General features: G+C 50.3%; 17 protein-coding genes. 9 read left to right on the forward strand and 8 right to left on the reverse strand.

All coding sequences use genetic code 11. The annotated features are described in order from the left end of the window. Positions 1–134: 134 nt before the first annotated feature. Positions 135–1,292 (reverse strand): MalY/PatB family protein, encoded by a 1,158-nt coding sequence (locus tag ACQUQM_RS21340; RefSeq protein WP_432471887.1) that lies wholly within the window; start codon positions 1,290–1,292, stop codon positions 135–137. 259 nt (positions 1,293–1,551) lie between these two features. Between ACQUQM_RS21340 and ACQUQM_RS21345 the strand changes: the two genes are divergently transcribed. From ACQUQM_RS21345 to ACQUQM_RS21360, 4 genes are all read left to right on the forward strand, one after another. Further along, positions 1,552–3,090 (forward strand): 2-isopropylmalate synthase, encoded by a 1,539-nt coding sequence (locus ACQUQM_RS21345; RefSeq protein ID WP_432471888.1) that lies wholly within the window; start codon positions 1,552–1,554, stop codon positions 3,088–3,090. 38 nt (positions 3,091–3,128) lie between these two features. Further along, positions 3,129–4,097, forward strand: a complete 969-nt coding sequence (locus ACQUQM_RS21350; RefSeq protein WP_432471889.1) for a hypothetical protein — start codon at positions 3,129–3,131, stop codon at positions 4,095–4,097. Continuing rightward, positions 4,090–4,545: a ribosomal protein S18-alanine N-acetyltransferase gene (gene rimI / locus ACQUQM_RS21355; RefSeq protein ID WP_432471890.1), complete on the forward strand. Its 456-nt coding sequence runs from the start codon at positions 4,090–4,092 to the stop codon at positions 4,543–4,545. Before ACQUQM_RS21350 ends, rimI begins: the two co-directional genes overlap by 8 nt. Positions 4,546–4,614: 69 nt before the next feature. After that, complete coding sequence (locus ACQUQM_RS21360; protein WP_432471891.1) at positions 4,615–5,283, forward strand: energy-coupling factor ABC transporter permease; 669 nt, start codon at positions 4,615–4,617, stop codon at positions 5,281–5,283. A 25-nt stretch (positions 5,284–5,308) separates the two neighbouring features. On the opposite strand, the gene ACQUQM_RS21365 is transcribed toward ACQUQM_RS21360, so the two are convergent. Continuing rightward, complete coding sequence (locus ACQUQM_RS21365; protein WP_432471892.1) at positions 5,309–5,854, reverse strand: response regulator transcription factor; 546 nt, start codon at positions 5,852–5,854, stop codon at positions 5,309–5,311. Between the two features lie 128 nt (positions 5,855–5,982). Continuing rightward, positions 5,983–7,242, reverse strand: a complete 1,260-nt coding sequence (locus ACQUQM_RS21370; RefSeq protein WP_432471893.1) for an ATP-binding protein — start codon at positions 7,240–7,242, stop codon at positions 5,983–5,985. 596 nt (positions 7,243–7,838) lie between these two features. Here ACQUQM_RS21370 and ACQUQM_RS21375 point away from each other — a divergent pair. Continuing rightward, positions 7,839–9,425 carry a peptide chain release factor 3 gene (locus ACQUQM_RS21375; protein ID WP_432471894.1) on the forward strand — a complete coding sequence of 529 codons (1,587 nt, stop codon included), beginning with the start codon at positions 7,839–7,841 and terminating at the stop codon, positions 9,423–9,425. Positions 9,426–9,577: 152 nt separating this feature from the next. Then, positions 9,578–10,345 (forward strand): TatD family hydrolase, encoded by a 768-nt coding sequence (locus ACQUQM_RS21380; RefSeq protein ID WP_432471895.1) that lies wholly within the window; start codon positions 9,578–9,580, stop codon positions 10,343–10,345. On the opposite strand, the gene ACQUQM_RS21385 is transcribed toward ACQUQM_RS21380, so the two are convergent. Both ACQUQM_RS21385 and ACQUQM_RS21390 read right to left on the reverse strand, forming a co-directional pair. After that, positions 10,342–10,692, reverse strand: coding sequence for a hypothetical protein (locus tag ACQUQM_RS21385; protein WP_432471897.1), 351 nt, complete (start codon positions 10,690–10,692; stop codon positions 10,342–10,344). The two genes, ACQUQM_RS21380 and ACQUQM_RS21385, sit on opposite strands and share 4 nt — an antisense overlap. A gap of 82 nt (positions 10,693–10,774) precedes the next feature. Next, a complete protein-coding gene (locus ACQUQM_RS21390) occupies positions 10,775–12,682 on the reverse strand; it encodes a beta-ketoacyl synthase (protein WP_432471898.1) in 1,908 nt (635 codons plus the stop codon). Positions 12,683–12,904: 222 nt separating this feature from the next. Here ACQUQM_RS21390 and ACQUQM_RS21395 point away from each other — a divergent pair, with 222 nt between their 5' ends. Further along, on the forward strand, positions 12,905–13,555 hold the full coding sequence (locus ACQUQM_RS21395) for an OmpA family protein (RefSeq protein ID WP_432471899.1): 651 nt from the start codon (positions 12,905–12,907) through the stop codon (positions 13,553–13,555). 305 nt (positions 13,556–13,860) lie between these two features. Here ACQUQM_RS21395 and ACQUQM_RS21400 read toward each other — a convergent pair whose 3' ends face one another. Continuing rightward, the gene (locus ACQUQM_RS21400) at positions 13,861–15,081 is read right to left on the reverse strand and encodes a flagellar assembly protein T N-terminal domain-containing protein (RefSeq protein WP_432471900.1); all 1,221 of its coding nucleotides are present in this window, start codon (positions 15,079–15,081) and stop codon (positions 13,861–13,863) included. Positions 15,082–15,220: 139 nt separating this feature from the next. Between ACQUQM_RS21400 and ACQUQM_RS21405 the strand changes: the two genes are divergently transcribed. Together ACQUQM_RS21405 and ACQUQM_RS21410 are read left to right on the forward strand one after the other, a co-directional pair. Continuing rightward, positions 15,221–15,946, forward strand: coding sequence for a FlgO family outer membrane protein (locus ACQUQM_RS21405; protein WP_432471901.1), 726 nt, complete (start codon positions 15,221–15,223; stop codon positions 15,944–15,946). Positions 15,947–15,978: 32 nt separating this feature from the next. Next, on the forward strand, positions 15,979–16,443 hold the full coding sequence (locus ACQUQM_RS21410; RefSeq protein ID WP_432471902.1) for an LPP20 family lipoprotein: 465 nt from the start codon (positions 15,979–15,981) through the stop codon (positions 16,441–16,443). A 72-nt stretch (positions 16,444–16,515) separates the two neighbouring features. Here the strand turns inward: ACQUQM_RS21410 and ACQUQM_RS21415 are convergent, their stop codons facing one another. Both ACQUQM_RS21415 and ACQUQM_RS21420 read right to left on the reverse strand, forming a co-directional pair. Continuing rightward, positions 16,516–16,812: a DUF1244 domain-containing protein gene (locus ACQUQM_RS21415; protein WP_432471903.1), complete on the reverse strand. Its 297-nt coding sequence runs from the start codon at positions 16,810–16,812 to the stop codon at positions 16,516–16,518. 37 nt (positions 16,813–16,849) lie between these two features. Then, positions 16,850–19,540 carry a [protein-PII] uridylyltransferase gene (locus ACQUQM_RS21420; RefSeq protein ID WP_432471904.1) on the reverse strand — a complete coding sequence of 897 codons (2,691 nt, stop codon included), beginning with the start codon at positions 19,538–19,540 and terminating at the stop codon, positions 16,850–16,852. Positions 19,541–19,588 lie beyond the last annotated feature (48 nt).

A 19,588-nucleotide genomic window follows, 5' to 3' on the forward strand; every position in this document is an offset into this window, starting at 1 on the left:
AAAGAATTCCCGCGTTGCGGGAATAAGAAACCGCCAATAGGTGGTTTTTTTGTTTTTGATTTTTCTAGCCACTAGCAGGAGCCGAAGGCTCCGTTCTAGCAAGCAAAGCTCTGCTTTGCGTCTAGCTCCTGCCCTTACCCCCCTGGCAGGTGATTGAGCATGGCCTTACGTATCCGGTTAACTGCTTCGATGACCATCTCTCGGGTGCAGCCAAAGTTAAGCCGCATAAAACGTTCATCGCCGAAGTCCCTTCCCGGTGACATGCCGACGCCGGCTTGTTCGAAGAAGTGCGCGGGGTTTTCCAGTTTGGCGGCGGAGATGTCAATCCAGGCAAGGTAGGTCGCCTCGATATTGTTCAGTGTCAGGCCGGGGATCTGGTTGATCTCTTTGACCAGATAGTCGCGGTTGCCCTTAAGGTAATCCAGTTGTTGCTGGTTCCAGTCGTCGCCCTCTTTATAGGCGGCGAGAGCGGCGGTAAATCCGAGCAGATTAACGTCAGGAACGATACCTTTACGTGCCTGATTGAACTCTTTGCGCAGGTTTGCATCGGCAATGATAGCGAACGAGCAACCCAGCCCTGCAATGTTGTAGGTCTTGCTTGGTGCCATTAGCGTAATAGTGCGGGCGCTTATCTCTGCATTAAGGGAAGCCAGCGGGATATGCTTCAGCCCGGGTTCCAGAATCAGGTCGCAGTGGATCTCGTCAGAACAGACATACAGATTATGCCGAACGCAGATTTGCGCCAGTTGTTCCAGCTCATCCTTGCTATATACGCTGCCACCTGGATTGTGCGGGTTACAGAACAGTAATAACTTTGATTCTGCCGTGATCGCTTGTTCAAGGGCCTCGAAATCGATTAACCAGCGCTTGCTCTCCTGTTTCATGGGAATAGTTGTCAGGGTTCGGTCTGACAGGCGCGGGGCCGACATGAAAGGTGGATATACCGGTTTGGGCGCAATGACGTTGTCGCCATTGGTGCCGATGCTGCGGCAGGCAAGGTTCAGGCCGCAAACTAATCCCGGTAACCACACCAGCCAGTCGGTTTCGATCTGCCAGTTATACAGATCCTGCATCCGCTCAATCACCAGTTGATTCAGCTCTGCAGGCGTGTTGGTATAACCAAAAATGCCATGATCGATACGTTCCTGCAGAGCTTCAATGACGGCAGGTGGTGCCAGGAAATCGGTGTCTGCCACCCACATAGGAAGGATGTCGCTATCACTGTATTTTGCCCACTTTAAACTGGAGGTGGGGCGGCGATCGACAGACTGATCAAAACGGTTACTGCTCATCGGCTGAATCCCTTTAATAAAGCGCTTAACAGACTGTTATTTGTACGTCATTAAGTTGCAAAAAGCCATCAGCAAGTTATATTAGTCGGTAACCAATTATTGAGTTGGCGTGGCCCTGTATCAGGCAGATTTAAACGCTGTTTTGAGTACTATTCAGTACACGTCACTTTCCTGCCCGTCCTGGGTAACCGTATTTAAGCGTTAATCGCTGCATTGCACCGAACTGGTTCAATGAGCGAGCAGTTTCTGGAGTTTGGCAATGACCGATAATAACCGAGTAATTATTTTTGATACCACTCTGCGTGATGGTGAGCAGAGCCCGGGCGCGTCAATGACCCGTGAAGATAAGATGCGGATCGCCAAACAGCTTGAAAAGATGCGGGTCGATGTTATCGAAGCGGGTTTTGCTATTGCCAGTCCGGGCGACTTTGAGTCGGTCAAATCAATCGCTGATACGATTAAGGATAGTACTATATGTTCACTATCCCGGGCGCTGGATGCCGATATTGATCGTGCTGGCGAAGCCCTGAAAAATGCCAACTCCGGTCGTATTCATACGTTTATCGCGACCTCTCCTATTCATATGCAGTATAAGCTGCAGATGGAACCTTCTCAGGTGGTTGAACAGGCGGTATATGCGGTAAAACGCGCCCGTAACCTGGTTGGCGACGTTGAGTTCTCGCTGGAAGATGCAAGTCGCTCGGATCTGGACTTTATGTGTAAGATTATCGAGCAGGTGATTGCTGCCGGTGCCCGGACGATCAATATTCCCGATACCGTCGGTTATGCAGTACCAGAAGAGTTCGGTCATACTATTAAACAGCTGATTGAGCGTGTGCCAAACGCCGATCAGGCGATCTTCTCGGTGCATTGTCATAATGACCTCGGCCTGGCGGTGGCGAATTCGCTGGCAGCGGTCAACTACGGTGCCCGTCAGGTGGAATGTACTATCAATGGTTTGGGTGAGCGGGCTGGTAACGCTTCACTTGAAGAGTTTGTGATGGCACTGCGCACCCGTAAAGACGTGATGGGATTAGAGACCGGTATTGATACCACTCAGATCGTACCGGCTTCCCGGCTGGTTTCCAGCGTTACTGGCTTTCCGGTACAGCCGAATAAGGCGATCGTAGGTGCCAACGCTTTCGCCCATGAGTCTGGTATTCATCAGGACGGTATACTTAAACACCGGGAAACCTACGAGATCATGACTGCTCAGGATGTTGGCTGGAATGCTAACCGAATGGTGATGGGTAAGCATTCCGGTCGTAGCGCTTTCCGTGCTCGTTTAGAAGAGTTAGGCACTACGTTTGAGACCGATGCTGAATTGAATACCGCATTTGCCCGGTTTAAGGATCTGGCGGATAAGAAGCATGAAATCTTTGATGAGGATCTGCAGGCACTGGTCAGCGATACTCAGATTTCACACTGTGAGAAATTCAAGCTGAATAGTCTGAGTGTCACCTCTCAGACCGGTGAGGTGCCAGTGGCTACTATCACTGTTGCGGTGGAGGATCAGGAACAGACGGGCGAAGCTTCAGGCAGTGGCCCTGTTGATGCGGCATTTAAAGCGATTGAATCTATCGTTCAGTCCGGTGCCGGACTGGAACTGTATTCGGTGAATGCGATCACCAGTGGTACCGATGCCCAGGGTGAAGTAACCGTTCGGTTGGAAAAAGGTGGTCGTATGGTTAATGGTCTGGGCGCAGATACCGATATTATTATCGCCTCCGCTAAAGCCTATATTCATGCCCTGAACATGCTTGAGTCGACTGAAGAGAAAGCCCATCCGCAGGTCTGATCGGGTTATTAAACTAACAATGAAAAAGAGTCGCCGGAATGGATGAGCAACTACGCCATCAGTACCTTGAAGCCATGGGGATTTCCAGCTGGTTGCCACGGCAGCAGTTATCTGGCGCCCGTGCGACTCCCGACTGGGTGTTTGAGTTTACTTACCCGGATAACGCGGTTACTGAAGCTGGAACCCGGGGCGGCGTAAGGAGCTCCGTTCATAGTGCCTCTTCGGCGCCTCTGGCAACGCCTGCAGAAGTAAAAAAAGCGGCGGCGCAAGCGCGCTCTGATCTGGCGGCCAGTATTGGTGGACTGGATCCTGCTGCAGATAAAGTAAAGACTAAACCGGGCATGAAGCCTGCAGCGACCCCATCAGAAGCCGTAGCAGGTTCTGTGGACAGTGCAGCGCCGGTGAGTACTGATAGCAGGTTCAAAGCTGCTGAGATGGTCGAGCAGCGTCCGGATACTTCAATCGAAGTGAACATCCCTGAAGTGAGGATGCCTAACGCTGATAGCCAGCATCAGGAACCTTTTAAACTCGCGTTCATAGCGTATCAGGATTGTCTGGTGGTGGATTCTTTGCCGCCCCGGTCGCGGCAGGGTGTATCACCGCAGCATCAGATTCTGCTGGATAAGATTCTTCGTTCTATTGGGCTGCTGGGTGGCGCCGCCGCCGATCAGTTTATGTTGCCCTGGCCGATGTTTGCCAGCCGCTCTCTGGATCAGGGGGCAGAGCAGGCAAGGCTGACGGTGCAGCATAAACTGGCGAAAAGCCTGCAACATAACAAAGTGTCGCAGGTGATCTTATTGGGTGAAGCGGCTGCGCGAATGGTGCTGGAGCGTGATGAACCTTTGGATCAGTTGCGCGGAATGCTGTTCAGTCTGCGCTCTGATGTTAAGACGCTGGCCAGCGCAAGTCTGACCGAGATGATTGCGGTACCTGGCTGTAAGCGGGATGTCTGGCGTGACCTGCAGCCGTTGCTTGAACATATTGAGGCAACCGGCAATCATGACTGATCTCCAGTCTGTGGATAACCTTACAGAAGCAGACCTGGATCGCCTGATCGATATTGAGAATGAATGTTTTACCTCTCCCTGGTCCCGGTCTCAGCTAGCCTCGTGTCTGAATAAACAGCGATATCTTTGCCTTGGTATCCGATCGAACCAGACGCTGCTGGGCTTTGCTATTTTTTCCTGGTTGTTGGATGAAGCAGAACTGTTGCAAATTGCTTTGCTGAAAGAATTTCGCGGTCGGGGAGGCGCAGACCAGCTATTGCTTGAGGCTTCTGCTCAATTACAAACACTGGGGATTAACCGGTTACTACTGGAGGTGCGTGAGTCGAATGTCGCGGCAATCTCGCTGTACCGGCGGTATGGCTTTACCGAAGATGGCCGGCGCAAAGGTTACTATCCACTATCGAACGGTCGTGAAGATGCCATTCTGATGAGTTACAGTAAAGTATAAGATTTTATTTCTGATACACTTTTTAGTAAATCTCAAGAAACTCTTTACAGTAAATATTGGATCGACCTGATGAATCTTACGACGGATCTGATTGGCGGATTCTGGTTCTGGTTAGCCCAGGGTGTCTATTTTCTGGGGTTGTTGATCGCCTTATATTCCGCTCCCTGGCGTACGTTGCTGAGTAATCGTCAGCTGCAGCACCTGTTTCTCGGTACTACGGTTATTCTGATGCTGTTATGGCAGATGCGGGCGGGTATCTCGCCGGGTTTAGGTATTCATTTTCTTGGGGTGACGGTTCTGACCCTGATGTTTGGCTGGGATCTGGCTATCCTTGCTGCCAGCCTGGCGTTGTTAGGTACGAGTATTATCGGTCAGGAAAGTTGGCAGGGATTTGCTGTTAATGGCCTCTGCACAATTATTATCCCAGTGTTTGTCAGCTATGGGATATTGCGGCTGGTGGAGGCGAAACTGCCGCTGAATTTCTTCATCTATCTGTTTCTCTGTGGTTTTCTGGGGGCGGGTGTTGCGACAGTGAGCGGCGGCCTGAGTATGGGGTTCCTGCTGTGGATCAGTGAAGTCTATAGCGGCGCCAAAATCTATCAGGAGTATATTCAGTATCTACCTCTGATTATGTTTCCCGAAGGGCTGCTCAACGGTATTATCATGACCGGGATGATGGTGTTCTATCCGGACTGGATCAGAACCTTCGATGCAACAAAGTATATCGATGAGCAGTAAGTATTTACTGCGCCTATCGGCATTGTTATTGCTTTGTTGGGCGTTTCATCAGTTTTCGCTGAAGTGTGCGGCGGTGCATACCCAAAGCACGGGCTGTAGCTGAAATATTCCCCTCATGCTCCAGCAATACCTGTTGAATATGTTCCCACTCGAGGCGTCCTACTGACATTGGCTTTTCGGCAATCTCAATATCCGGATCGGGTTCACGATGCTGTAATTTCGCCAGAATCTGGTCGGCGTCGGCTGGCTTGGCCAGGTAGTCGGTTGCTCCCAGTTTGATAGCCTCCACAGCGGTGCTGATACTGGAGTAGCCGGTCAGGATCAGGATCTTAACCTGTGGATTACTTTCCAGTAACGCGGGAATAAGTGTAATACCTGAGGCTCCTCCCATCTTCAGATCGACAGTGGCATAGTCCGGGCGGAACTGCTGCAGTATTTCACAGGCCTGCTCAGCGCTGTCGGCAACCATCGTATTAAAGCCGCGGCGCCTGATAGCTTTACTCAAGACCTGAGTAAAAACAGGGTCATCATCAACGATCAGAAAGTCAGGTTTAGGGTCTGGGGTAGTCATCGTTTTACTCTTTATCTGAACAGATCAGCAGCGGAATTATCCAGGCAGAGCTGTTGCAGTATTTTACTGACATGTTCTGACTATCGACAATTAAAAAATCAGCTTTCTGGTTTGTCGAGGTCATCGATTTACTCTTTATCTGCATGGGGTAATGTTATCTCTGTCAGGGTGCCGCCTTGTGGGTGGTTATACAGGCGCACTTCGCCGCCATAGCTGGTCAGGGCTGATGCTGTTAAAAACAGGCCGATGCCAAGGCCTTTGCCTTTGGTTGTTATAAAAGGTTTACCCAGGTCTTCGGCCTGCTCCAGTGGGATGCCGGGGCCCTGATCATGAATCTTAACCACAATCGCCTGTTTCAGATAGTCGAGTGAGATCTCTAACGGCTCCGGACTGGCATCGGTGGCATTGTTCAGCAGGTTTATAAAAGACTGTTGTAGTGGGATAGAACTCTTAATCATCGGACTGGTGCCTGACGAGATAACTGGCGTTTCAAAACGTGCATCAGGACGCAGAATCTGCCAGCGATGCAACAGCTCGTTAAGGAACTGATCGGCGGGCAGGTAGCGGGCTTGCTCATGCTCCTCTTTGACCGAATCGGCGAGTTGTTTAAGCCGATCGCTACAGTTAGCAACCTGGGATTGCAGAATACGGATGTCGTCACTTAGTTCGTTGTCCTGACAATGGTCTAGTGACATTTCGTGTAGCAGTACCCGCATGGTGGCTAAAGGCGTACCCATTTCGTGTGCAGTACCCGCCGCCATTGTTGCCAGAGAGAGCAGTTGCTGGTCGCGCAGCCTTTGCTCCCGGGCTTTGGTCAGTACCAGGTCTTTTTGTTTCAGGTGTTCGCCGATATTGACCACAAAGTAGGTGATCAGGGCCGCTGTAATCAGAAAGTTTATCCACATACCGGTCATATGTAGATTCATCAGAGCAACAGCCTGATGCTGATGACCGGTGTCGGGTAAGGTGATCGGAATATTAAAGTTAAGCAACAAACTGAAACAGACACAGGCCAGAGTAGCGATCGCCCAGGTGAAGTTACGACCCAGGGTGGTTGCGCTGAGTATTACCGGCATCAGCAGCAGCGATGAAAAAGGATTGTTCGAACCGCCGACCTGATAGAGCAGACAGCTATAGAGCAGAATATCGGCAATAAGCTGGATGAAAAGCTCCTGCGGCGTGGTCGGTGTTGCCGATTGTAGCCGGATCAGGGTAAAGAAATTCAGCAACGCCAGCGCCAGCAAGGTAGAGGTCGTCAGCCATGGATTTAACTCTGCACTGAGGGCAAAGAAGGTATACAGCAGCAACGCACCCTGACCGAATATGGTGATAGTACGGATATAACTGAGTTGCAGTAACTGGTGCCGGGTGTTGCTGGAATAAGTCATAGTTTTACCCGGATTTTTCATAAAGGCGCTCAAATAACGATACGGGCCAGATAGTTAGTAGGAAAGCAGCTTATAGAAGAAAGATGCGCTATGTAATGAAGTATCGCTGATCGGTTTTCTGAAAATTCTAGCGTTGCATTTGGCTCTATTTTCCTCGAGCCATAGAATGACTAGGGCTTTTCGAAAGATCAAGCCAACTGCTTAGCCAGATTTCCCAGAAGTCCCAATCCCCTCACGAAATACCCGGATTAGCTTCGCAGAAAGCAGGATTATAACCAATAGTTTTACTTCACAGGTGTGGCAGATTGTCGCAGGGCTGGTGATCTCTATAGGTTGTTTTTATTCAATATTGTGGATCGGGGCTGTTTCAGGGCAGTGATATATTGTTTCATCAACTGCTATCTTCCGAAGTTTTTTTTATTTCACATTGAGGGTCGGGTTCGTTTCAGCAACGGTTATCTCGGGTGGTTATTTTTATTTAACATTGTGGATCGGGGCTGTTTCAGGGAAAATAGCGCCCAGTTAAATTTTAACCATGCAGTATCCGGGACTACTTACCATTAGGCCGATGCTGTTTTCTTGATTACCGGATCACTATGTCTAGCAGTGCCATTGCCCAGGAAGTTTCGACCCGTCGGACTTTCGCGATTATCTCCCACCCGGATGCGGGTAAAACCACGATTACCGAAAAACTGCTGTTGTTCGGAAACCTGATTCAGAAAGCCGGTACCGTTAAGGGTAAGAAGGCTGATCGCCATGCCACGTCTGACTGGATGAGTATGGAGAAGGAGCGTGGTATCTCGGTAACGTCTTCCGTGATGCAGTTTCCGCATAACGGCCGTATCGTCAACCTTCTGGATACTCCTGGACACGAGGACTTCTCGGAAGATACCTATCGTACGCTGACCGCTGTGGATTCGGCTTTGATGGTAGTTGACGGCGCAAAAGGTGTCGAGGACCGGACTATTAAGTTGATGGACGTTTGTCGTCTGCGGGACACGCCGATCTTGTCTTTTGTCAACAAGATGGACCGTGATATCCGGGAGCCAATTGATCTGCTGGATGAGATCGAAGCGGTATTGAAGATAGCCGCAGCGCCGATAACCTGGCCGATCAGCATGGGACGGGATTTCCGCGGCGTGTATAACTTGTACACCGATACTATCCATGTCTTCACGCCGGGACAGGGCAGCATCATTCCTGATGATATCCAGATTAAAGGGCTGGAAGGGGATGAGGCTAAAGAGTTACTGGGTGATCTGTACGAAGACTTTGTCGAAGAGATAGAACTGGTGCGTGGTGCAAGCCATGAATACGATCAGGATGAGTATCTGGCGGGTCGCCAGACGCCGGTCTATTTTGGTACTGCACTGTCTAACTTTGGTGTGCGTGAGATGCTCGACGGTTTCGTTGATTTTGCTCCGGCACCGATTGCTCGCTCAACTATCAGTCGTGAAGTAGCGGCTGATGAGGAGAAATTCTCCGGTTTTGTGTTTAAGATTCAGGCTAACATGGACCCTAAGCACCGTGACCGTATAGCATTTATGCGGGTCTGTTCCGGTCGGTATTCTAAAGGCATGAAGATGCGTCATGTGCGGATCAAAAAGGATGTGAAGATCGCGGATGCGGTTACCTTCCTGGCGGGCGATCGCTCTAATGTTGAAGAAGCCTGGTCCGGCGATATTATCGGTTTGCATAACCACGGCACGATTCAGATCGGCGATACTTTTACTGAGGGTGAAGACCTTAAGTTCACCGGCATCCCGCATTTTGCACCGGAAATGTTCCGCCGGGTTCGGCCACTGGATCCACTAAAGATGAAACAGTTGCAGAAAGGCTTGCAGCAGTTATCGGAAGAGGGTGCGGTACAGCTGTTTCAGCCTATCGCTAAGAATGACATGATTCTCGGCGCTGTCGGTCAGTTGCAGTTTGAGGTAGTGGTTTACCGCCTGAAAGATGAGTACAAGGTTGATTGTAAATATGAGCCTGTGACCATTGCGACTGCCCGTTGGGTTGAGTGTGATGATGAACGCAAGCTGGAAGAGTTCCGTCGTAAAGGCGGTGACAACCTGGCAATTGACGGTGGTGGTTTGCTGACATACCTGGCACCAACCAGGGTGAACCTGAGCCTCACGGAAGAGCGCTGGCCGGAGATGCAGTTTCGGGCAACCCGCGAACACTGATCTAAGATTGTATAAAAAGCCGGCATCTGCCGGCTTTTTTATGTACAGGGTGTACGGTATGCCGCGAGAAAGTGGATGTGCAGGAGCGGCGATATCAGGATGTACTCGCGGCATCTTGTTATCCTCGCAATTAATCGGTTTATACTGAAGCTATGGAACTGATTGATACCCACTGCCATCTGGATTTTCCCGCTATCAGTAATGATATTGACGGTGTGCTGGAGCGTGCCCGAAATAACGGTGTAACCCGTTTCGTCGTGCCAGGAGTGAGTAGCGAAAACTGGAGCAGGGTACTCGAACTCTGTGCTGAACATGAAGAGCTGTATCCGGCCCTGGGTCTGCACCCTTGTTTTCTTAAGGCTGATCATGGTGCTGATCTGATGCGATTGGAACAGCTGCTGAAGCATCGCCCTGAATTGATCGCTGTAGGTGAAATCGGACTTGATCTGTTTATCCCGGATGCTGATCTTCAGTATCAGCTTGAAGTGTTGCAGCCTCAGCTGAAGCTGGCGAAAGAGTATGAGAAGCCGGCTCTGTTGCATGTTCGCAAAGCTCATGATCAGATGTTGCAACGGCTACGGCGGATAAAATTACCCGCTGGGGGCATCGTGCATGCCTTCTCCGGTAGTGAACAACAGGCTAAGGAATATCTGAAACTGGGGTTTAAGCTCGGTATTGGTGGCGGTGTGACCTATGAACGGGCCAGAAAACTGAGGCAGTTGGTGACAAACCTGCCCTTAGACAGTTTTGTGCTGGAAACGGATTCGCCCGATATGCCCCTGAGTGGTTTTCAGGGGCAAACCAATTATCCGGAAAGAGTCTCGCTGGTATTAAAGGTGATTAGCGAGTTAAGACCTGAAACTAAGCTGGAGATTGCCCGTAATATGTTATTAAACGGGCGGCAGTTGCTTCGAATTTAATGAGCTCTATCGTAGCGGGACTGAATCTCGGTCAGTGTTTTCCATACGGTATCAGTCATATCGTTTGCGGGTACGCGATGGTACCGGCCATTCTCGCTAATCTGTTCCGATGTATAGCTCTTATTAGCTGGTGTCAGGATCATTCTAGCCAGGCTGGCTCGGTAGTTAGGGCCGGTAATTTTCTGTTTGTAGCTTTCCTCAATGGCCCCGGCGAAATAGGCATCAATGGTAATGCTTGTCATACTCTGGCAAACGTCGCTCAGGCCTTTGCAGAAGTCAAATTCTTTCAGATCAACGACATAGTAACTGGTATCTGCAGGTTCAGCAGGAGTTGTTATGCTGTTCATACAGCCAGTAAGGCCTAGGGCCAGAAGTGCTGCAGTAAATGCTCTGAGCATAGTGTTATCTACTCTAATCTCAAAAATGGGGTTAGCTCATATCGCCAAACGGATTTTCAATGTCCAGGCTAACACTCTTGTTATAACCAGGAAGCTTGATTTCATGCTCGCTGATCTCCAGGTCTTGGCCTTCCAGTACATTATTGTCATACAAGTAGATCGGCCGGGTCAGGCCTTTAATGCTCTGCTGGTCATATGCGCAGGCATGCTCTTGTGTCATCGACAGCTTGTTCTGGTACTGGTTCAGGGCTTCCTTTCCATGGCGCTTTAACAGCATTTGGTGCGTGATGTGAGGGGCCAGAATAACCGCACTCGCGTTGTTGCCACCAAAGCCTTTGGAGTTCAGGATGACGGAGTCCATACCTGTTGTACCGACCTCCATATGCTGATTGCTAAGGTGCAGGTTGCTGGCATGGATATCATCGGCAAATTCAGGAGTGGTGGCGATGCCTGGTATATAACCATACTGCCATATACCTAAAGACAGGTTGAGCTGATCGCCACCGGCTGTCCCCTGGGAATGTCCCAGGTAGCACTTCAATGCAGCAACTTTCCAGTCATTGATACCGAATGCCTTGGCTGTTTCATTGATCACGTGAGATTCTGTGACCCGGTTCTGAGGAGTACTGGTGCCGTGGGCCTGGACAAAGCTACGCTGTTGCAGGGATTGTTGTCCCAGCATATTACCTACCAGTGATGCGGCTTTTGCCAGCGTAATGTAGTTGCCGATGCCAGGGGCAGAAATTGATTTCTTGTGGCCGTCGGCGTTGACGAATACTTCCGGTACAGCGCCGTAGATCTGTGCACCCAGCTCAAGCGCCAGGTCGTCACTCATCAGTAAAGTGAACTGGGTTGATTCGGCAATAGTGAAACCGCAGTTATTACCGAATGGTCGGCAGGTTTTGCGGAAGTCGGCATCGGTTAGTGAACTCAGACCATCCAGAGCCAGCAGGTCTTTGTTTTCTGCCAGCGCACCCATGGCGCGGAAGCCTTCGATAATTTCAGGGGTAACCGGGGCATCACTACCACCGACTAATACTACCTTGCGTCGGCCAGAGCGAATATCATTTACTGCACTGCGCAGGTTATACAGATAGGTTGCACAAGCGCCCAGAGCGCCGCCAGTAACGCCTACGCTGCCAAGTACATAGGCATTGACAAAATCTGCTGGCATCTGGGCATAGCCAAGCGGCATCTGTTTTGAGGTGGTGCGTTTGCCGATGGCCGGGAACTTGGTCAGGCCGCCAAATCCGAAGTCATCCAGTTGGCCAATGGAGTTGCTGGCGTAAACGCCAATCTGATCGGGGCGTACGCTATCGGCAATTTTATCCCAGGGAATACCGCTGGACTGCAGCGCGTCTGAAGCCCCGAAAACGGTCATCTGCAGATTGCGCGGGTGATTTCGGGATTGATAAAGCTTGCCGGGTTGGAAGCCGGTCGGTAACTGACCTGCCGCCTGAACCTGTGCTTGCTTGGTATCCGGGAAGATGACGTCAAGATCACCCTGCAGAGTGACCTCAACCTGACTTCCGCTCAGCTGTTTGATATCCCAGTTTTGCGGGATGTTCAGAGGCAGTTGGCGCTTGCGCAGAGTGAATCGGATGGTCTCTTCGCTGTTGATGGTAGCGGGGCGGTTGAAGGTGACCTTGTCGACATCAAAGCACTCTTTCTGAATCTTGCGGATCAGCGTGTTGTCTTTGATCTGTTCGCTGATATTGCTAAGCAGTTCAGCGGTGCTCTGTTGTCTTCCTTCAGTATCGATATAGCAGCCATCCTCGAACGAGGCCAGACCCATCAGGGTCGCCAGATCGAGTAATGTCTCGTCGCGTTTCGCGTCATTCAACCGTTCCAGAATCAGACGACGGTAGCCGTGATGAAAAGAGCTGCGTCCGGCAGGGCTGACGCCGCCGAAACCTACGATTACAGGAAGTTGAGACAAAGGACTATCCTCGGGACTGATCAATACAAAGTCATTACTGCAGAGATTCTATAAGTTGTTGTATCGGGTGACCAGATCTATCACTGCTATTTTGTGCAACTAAGCTAATATTCAGTTAAAAAAAGTAATATAACTGTGATAAGCAGGAACTTTTTGTAAATGCTCAGGCCCCACGCTGTTCCAAAGGGGATCAAATTTTATGGTTGAGGCGAGGTATTGGTAATGAAAAAAGCAGTGATTTTGGTAGCGGCATTAACCCTTTCGGGTTGTCAGACCCTGGACCCTTATACTCAGGAATCAAAAACCAGTAATGCGACTAAAGGAGCCGGTATCGGTGCTGTTACTGGGGCGGTGCTGGGCGCAGCGGTATCAAGTAAGAAGGATCGTACCAAAGGTGCGATTACCGGGGCGTTGGTTGGTGGCGCAGTGGGTGGTGGTATCGGCTATTACATGGATCAACAGGAGATGCTGCTGCGTCAGGAGTTGGAGGGAAGCGGTGTTCGGGTTGAGCGTATCGGAGATCAGATTCGCCTGATTATGCCTGGCAATATTACCTTCCCAACCGATTCTTATACGGTCAGTGGCGGTTTTTATCCAGTGCTGGATTCGGTAACCAAGGTGTTTATAAAGTTTGATAAAACTGTCATCAGTGTTGATGGTTTCACCGATAGCACCGGTTCTTTTGAATATAACCAGAATCTTTCCGAGCGGCGTGCTGCCAGTGTTTCTCAATACTTTGCCAGCGGCGGCGTGGCAGCGTTACGGTTGCAGTCCCGAGGTTACGGCGAGCGCTATCCGGTGGCCAGCAACGATACTTCTTCCGGCAGAGCGCAGAATCGTAGGGTAGAAGTAAATATTCGCGGAAATCAATAAGGCAGACCGCAGCGCAAGCGCTGCTAGCTAGAACGTGACGCAAGCGTCACTCGCTAGATCGCAAAGCAAGCTTTGCTGCTAGTGGCTAGAAAAATCAAAAGCATAAAAACCGCCAGCAGGCGGTTTTTTAGTCTCTGGTTTTGAGGTCGGGAATTTGGATGAAATCATTGTTCCCACAAAACAAATTGTTAATGCTATTCGATTTTGACTTTGCTTTTTCTAGCCACTAGCAGGAAGGTTTACCTTCCGTTCTAGCTAGCCGCGCAGCAGGCGATCTAGCCACTGCTTTTTGCACTATGCGCAAATTACCAGGCCATAACCACATCGTCGGGCTGAATGTTGTAAACGGCGCCATCCATAGCCAGGCGGCCGATAGCAAACATCGGTTGTACTTCAGTGACTGTCAGTGTCTTGCGAGTATTAATCAGTTGTACATGGCTGCGCATATCCTCAGTAAAGAAGCTGGATTTGCGGTAAACCGTTAGCTTATCGCCTGCTTTGATGCCGGATAAAGCCCCTGCGTTGAACCATATATGCTGGCCATCGCTGCGAGTTATCTTGGCTGAAAAGGGCATGCAGCGCAGCTTATCGCTAAGGTCATTGCCGATTTGCTGTAACAATTTCTGGCTCTGTAAACCGTAATCCTGTTGCCAGAATGCGGCACTGGCAAAGCCGGTACGTGTTTCCGGCGAGAGATTCCAGCGACCAGCAGTTATATATTGCTTATTGAAGAGCAGTGCACCAGAAAAGCCATCGTGGACATACAGATCCAGCGCCAGGGTGCGCAGATGGCGTTTGCTGCGATAATCCATACGGTTGTAGAAATCTATCAGGATGTTGCGTTGTACTGCGGTAGTCGCCGGGTCATGCATGCTTACGTCCCGAATCACGCCGGATACAATATACTGCACATCCAGTTGACGGGTATGGTCCAGTACGGTTGTCAGAGCGCCTGCGCTAAGTTGTCGGCTGGGAGCTGTTTGCGCCGTTTCGTGAACGCTAAGCTGGCCGGCATTGAGTGCGCGCAGATTGCTGTTTTGGTTTAGCAGGTTGCTAAGCTGGTTACCTAGTTCGGTTTGTATGTTGCTGAGGTCTCCAAGGTTGGCCTGAGCAGGATATAGCAAGGGAAAAGCGGTTATAGCGACCGACTTCTGATAGCCGTGGCCTTCCACGCCGCCAGCGCAACCCTCTTCAAAATTAACGTCAGCACGGATCTTAAGCCATAGCATACGGCCTTGAATTTTCTCATCCAGAATTTTGATATTGCTGATCATGCCCAGGGAACTGACCTGCATATTATCGATGCTGAGCACGCCTTGATTGATGCTCTGGGTGCTGCTGACATACGCGCTAGCCTGCAGTGATGCCTGTTGTGAGGCACTTTTAATTGCCGCCTGACGGGCAGAGTCGAGATCTTTATTAAAGATCAGGGCGCGACCTTCGGCCTCCATAGTGATGGCTTGTGTGGTAAGGCAGAAGCAACTGAACAGCAGGGTTGTGATGAAACGCAGCATAAGGTTAAACATAATTAGTAGATGACCGATAACCTAAAGTATGCAATTTGCCGGTCAGTTGCAAATATGCCTGAGCAATATCGGAACACCTGTTTAAGTAACTGATTTATGTTAATTTATGCGGATAGATAACTGTGGGTGTGGGTTCTCGATGAGATACTGTTTATTGCTGTCGGTTTTGCTGCTGTCTGCCTGTGCTTTGGATAAGCCGGTGCCGGTAACTGTTGAAAGTGTAAGTCCTGAAGCGATAGAGGCGATCCGACAAGCGGATGCCGCTAACCTGGAGGCCGAAGCTGCGAACCTGAAGGCTCGCCGTGAGCTGACCAAATTTGAGGTTGCAGTTGTCGATGGCCAGGCTAATGGCGCCGACCCGTTGAGCGAGGCAGTCGCTCAGATGGCAGTGCAGCTGAATGCCGGATTGCAACAGAATAGGGTTAAGAAACTGCCGATTGCGATACTACCGTTTGTTAAACTGGGCGCTAAAGAAACCGGTACTCCGACCGGAGAACGGCTCAGCGAGAACTTTATTTTTCAGTTACAGCAGCATGGTTATAACCTGGTGGATTACCGGGCTGTTAGCCTGAATACTTCAGCAAAAGATCCATTGTCGACGGGTAATCTTTCGGCGCTGCATAATCGCTACCGTATCTATTTTGTGTTGACCGGCACGTATACCCAGCATCCGGATGGTGTCGTAGTGAATGCAAGAGTGCTGGATACGACTACCCGTCAGATATTGGCCGCAGCGCAGACCAATGTACCGATATCCCGACTGGAAGGGGCTTTGCCAGGATATGATCCTATCCAGTCTATGGATAAGGGGATGATAATTGAAAATGGTACCCGGACCAGTAGTACCAGGAGAGAAGAGCAGTGAGAAATAACGCTAAACGGTTAAATGGAGCTGTGATGATGAGGTTTTATCGTGGCTTATTCTGCGGAATCTTGGTTCTGATGTTGAGTGGCTGTGAAACTTTTGTTGAGTCGACCAAAGATATAGTTTCAGCTCTGCCAGATCTGCCGCCCTCTGTAGACACCACACCGCTTGAACCAGACTGGGTGCAGGTAACCGGTTATGCGCCGATCAGTCTGCAATCAGGGCTGACCGAACAGCACAAAGTCTTGATGGCGATGAAGGCTTCTAAGCTGGATGCCTATCGCGAGCTGACCGTTCTGGTGCATGGTCAGCATCTGGCTGGCACGTCTTCGGTAAAGGATATGATGTTACAGGATAATCAGTTCCGGGGCGCTGTGGCGGGTATTGTACAAGGCGCCCGGGTGGTGAAAAGCTATCCGGTGCAGACTGATGTGTACGCCACAATTCTGGAGATCGATATGAATCAGGTTCAACGAGCCTGGAAGGCGGGTAGCTGACTTTAGCCCGACTTTTAAGACCAAAAAAACGCAGGCGATGGCTGCGTTTTTTTTTGGCTATAGCGGCAACGTTTATTTCGGTTTTTGCGTCGCTTCAAAAGCGGCCAGTTGTTCCGGCGTCGCTTTTTTCTGGTGTTGTGCTTTCCATTCAGAGTAGGGCATGCCGTAAACCTGCTCACAGGCCTCTTCGTAGCTCATTTCTACGCCTTTCTCATCCGCTGCGGCTTTGTACCATTTAGACAGGCAGTTGCGGCAGAAACCCGCCAGAATCATCAGGTCGATATTCTGTACGTCTTTGCGATCATCCAGATGTTTAACTAAGCGGCGAAATGCGGCGGCTTCGAGTTCTGTCTGTTGTTGCTTATCCATTTTGCTTATCCATGTTATTAGTCTTAATGCTTATTTGTTATTCGGATTGAATATGTTCATCCAGCTGCTGGCAGATAGCGTCCTGAAGCTGCAGGCAGATATTCGGATCACTGATTGGCTGGCCCTGATCATCGGAGATGAAGAAATAATCTTCTACCCGCTCACCGATACTGGCTATTTTTGCTTTACGTACTGAAATGCCAAAGTCGACAAAGATGCCGCCAAGGCGTGCCAGAAGACCCGGGCGGTCAGGAGTAATGACTTCCAGGGTGGTCAGCAGGGTATTAGGGTCAGTACTCAGGTTGACCTGAGTCGGATAGGCAAAAAGTTTCATCTGTCGCGGTATGCGTCGCTGGATTATCGCCGGAAAGTCATCCGGGTCATCAAGCTCTTCAATCAGGCTTAGCTGGATCTGATCCAGATACACGTCATCGTCTGGAAGCGGTAAATTGTCTTCGGTCAGTACCGTGTAGGTATTTAACGCCTGATTATTGTCTGCCACCATAATTCGCGCATCCTGGATGTTCAGGTGCAGCTGATCGAGTGCTGAGGCCGCAGCGGCAAACAGGTTGTGAGAGTCTTTTGTGTAGATGAAAATCTCGGTCGCGCCCTCAAATGCCCGGTATGAGGTCTTGCGAATCATTACCAGTGGCAGGTCTGAGTCGCCGTGTTCCAGTATCGCCTGGGTTTGCCAGGCAATATGCTGAGGCTGCTCGGGTAGGAAATAATCTTCGCCAAGCATGCTCCAAAACTCGAGTATCTCTGTTTCGCGATAACCTTTGCGTTTGAGGATGGCCATCGCTTCGTTCTGGATTTGTTCGATGCGGTCTTCTTTGTTAATCGGGTTTTCCAACCCTCTGCGTAGCGCCCGCTTAGTATCGGTGTAGAGCTGGCGCATCAGAGTTGCCCGCCAGCTGTTCCAGAGGGTGTGGTTGGTGGCGTTGATGTCGGCTACCGTCAATATATAGAGATAATCCAGATGTACGATATCACGGACCTGCAGGGCAAAATGATGGATTACATCCGGGTCTGAAATGTCTTTACGCTGTGCTGTCATAGACATAAGCAGGTGGCTGCGAACCAACCACTGCACCAAATGAGTGTCCCATCTGCCCAGGTGGTGGCGTTCGCAAAAATGAATGACATCTTCAGCGCCAAGTTCCGAGTGGTCGCCACCACGGCCTTTGCCTATATCGTGATATAGCCCGGCGACATAAATCAGTTCGAGTTTGGGCAGTTGATTGATAATGCGGTGGGCGATGGGGAACTTTTCCCGATAATCGCTATGCCGGAACTGACGGATCTTCTGAATTACTTTCAGGATGTGGGCGTCGACCGTATAGATGTGAAACAGGTCGTGTTGCATCTGACCGACGATTCTGCCAAATTCCGGCAGATACAGCCCCAGAATGCCATAACGATTCATGCGCTTCAGTTCTGTGGATACTTTATTTTCCTGCTTCAACAGTTCCATGAACAACGATACATTGCGAATGTCGCTACGGAAATCGTCATCAATCCGGTGCCTGTTATCCCGTATCAAGCGAATAGTCGAAGCCCTGACACCTTTGATCTCATCGTGTTGAGCCAGCAGGACGAACATCTCCATCATGGCAAATGGATGGTGTTCAAATACTTTGGGGTGGGCTGCCTTGATAAAACCGTTATGCAGGTTGAAGCGATTGTTCAGTGGTTCAATAGCCTGCTTTTCTTCGCCGCGAAGGATTACCTCATCAAAATATTGCAGCAGCATATTATTGAATTCGGACATCGCTTTGGCGATCCGGTAGTACTTGACCATGAATTGCTCGACCGCCAGTGCTCCATCGCTGTCGGTATAACCGAAAAATTCAGCCAGAGTCCGTTGATGGTCAAACAAAAGCCGGTCTTCCCGACGATTACAGAGCATGTGCAAAGCGTAACGCACAGTCCAGAGGTATAGCTCGCCTTTATTCAGAGTTTCCAGTTCTGATTCGGTAACAAAACCGTGATCAACCAGGTCTCTGATATAGGTGGCGCCGAAGTGGCGTTTTGCGACCCAGCCGATGGTCTGTAGATCGCGCAGACCACCGGGAGAGTTTTTCAGATTAGGTTCCAGGTTGTATTCGGTATCATTGGTTTTATCGTGCCGGCCTCGCTGCTCTTCGACCTTGGCGATGAAGAACTCTTTATCCGACCAGGCGCCTTCTGAGGTGACTCGCAGGTACATCTGGATATGCAGATCTTCATTGCCGACCAGGGGGCGGGACTCGATCAGGTTGGTGGCGATGGTGATATCGTTCATCGCTTCTTCGTAGCATTCGTCGATAGTGCGAACGCTGGAGCCAATGTCCAGGTTGATATCCCAGAGTAGTGTCAGGAAACCGCTGATACTTTCCTGAACAGTGTCGTCTTTGACATTATCGAGCATTATCAGCAGATCGACGTCGGAACGGGGGTGAAGCTCTCCTCTGCCATAACCACCAACGGCGAGCAGTGCATAATGCCGAGCATCCGGCCAGTCGAACAGGCCCCATGCCTGAAGCAGAAGCTGGTCAATTAACCAGGCTCTGCCGTAGATCAGTTTGCGGATATCTTCGCCATTCCTGAATCGCTCATTCATTTTATCCTGAGCGTCATTGAGGGTCTGTTTAAATACAGGGATAGGTGAATCTGATTCGGTCAGTGCTGATTCAAATTCTGCCGCCGAAAACAGTGTTTCATCGGCGGCGAAGGCTGTACTAGGCATAGAGACAGGTTTCCGGTAATTAGCGCCAGAGCAAACGGCCAGAGGCTG

The sequence above is a fragment of the Amphritea sp. HPY genome, from assembly GCF_050870985.1.
In the GTDB taxonomy this organism is placed as follows: domain Bacteria; phylum Pseudomonadota; class Gammaproteobacteria; order Pseudomonadales; family Balneatricaceae; genus Amphritea.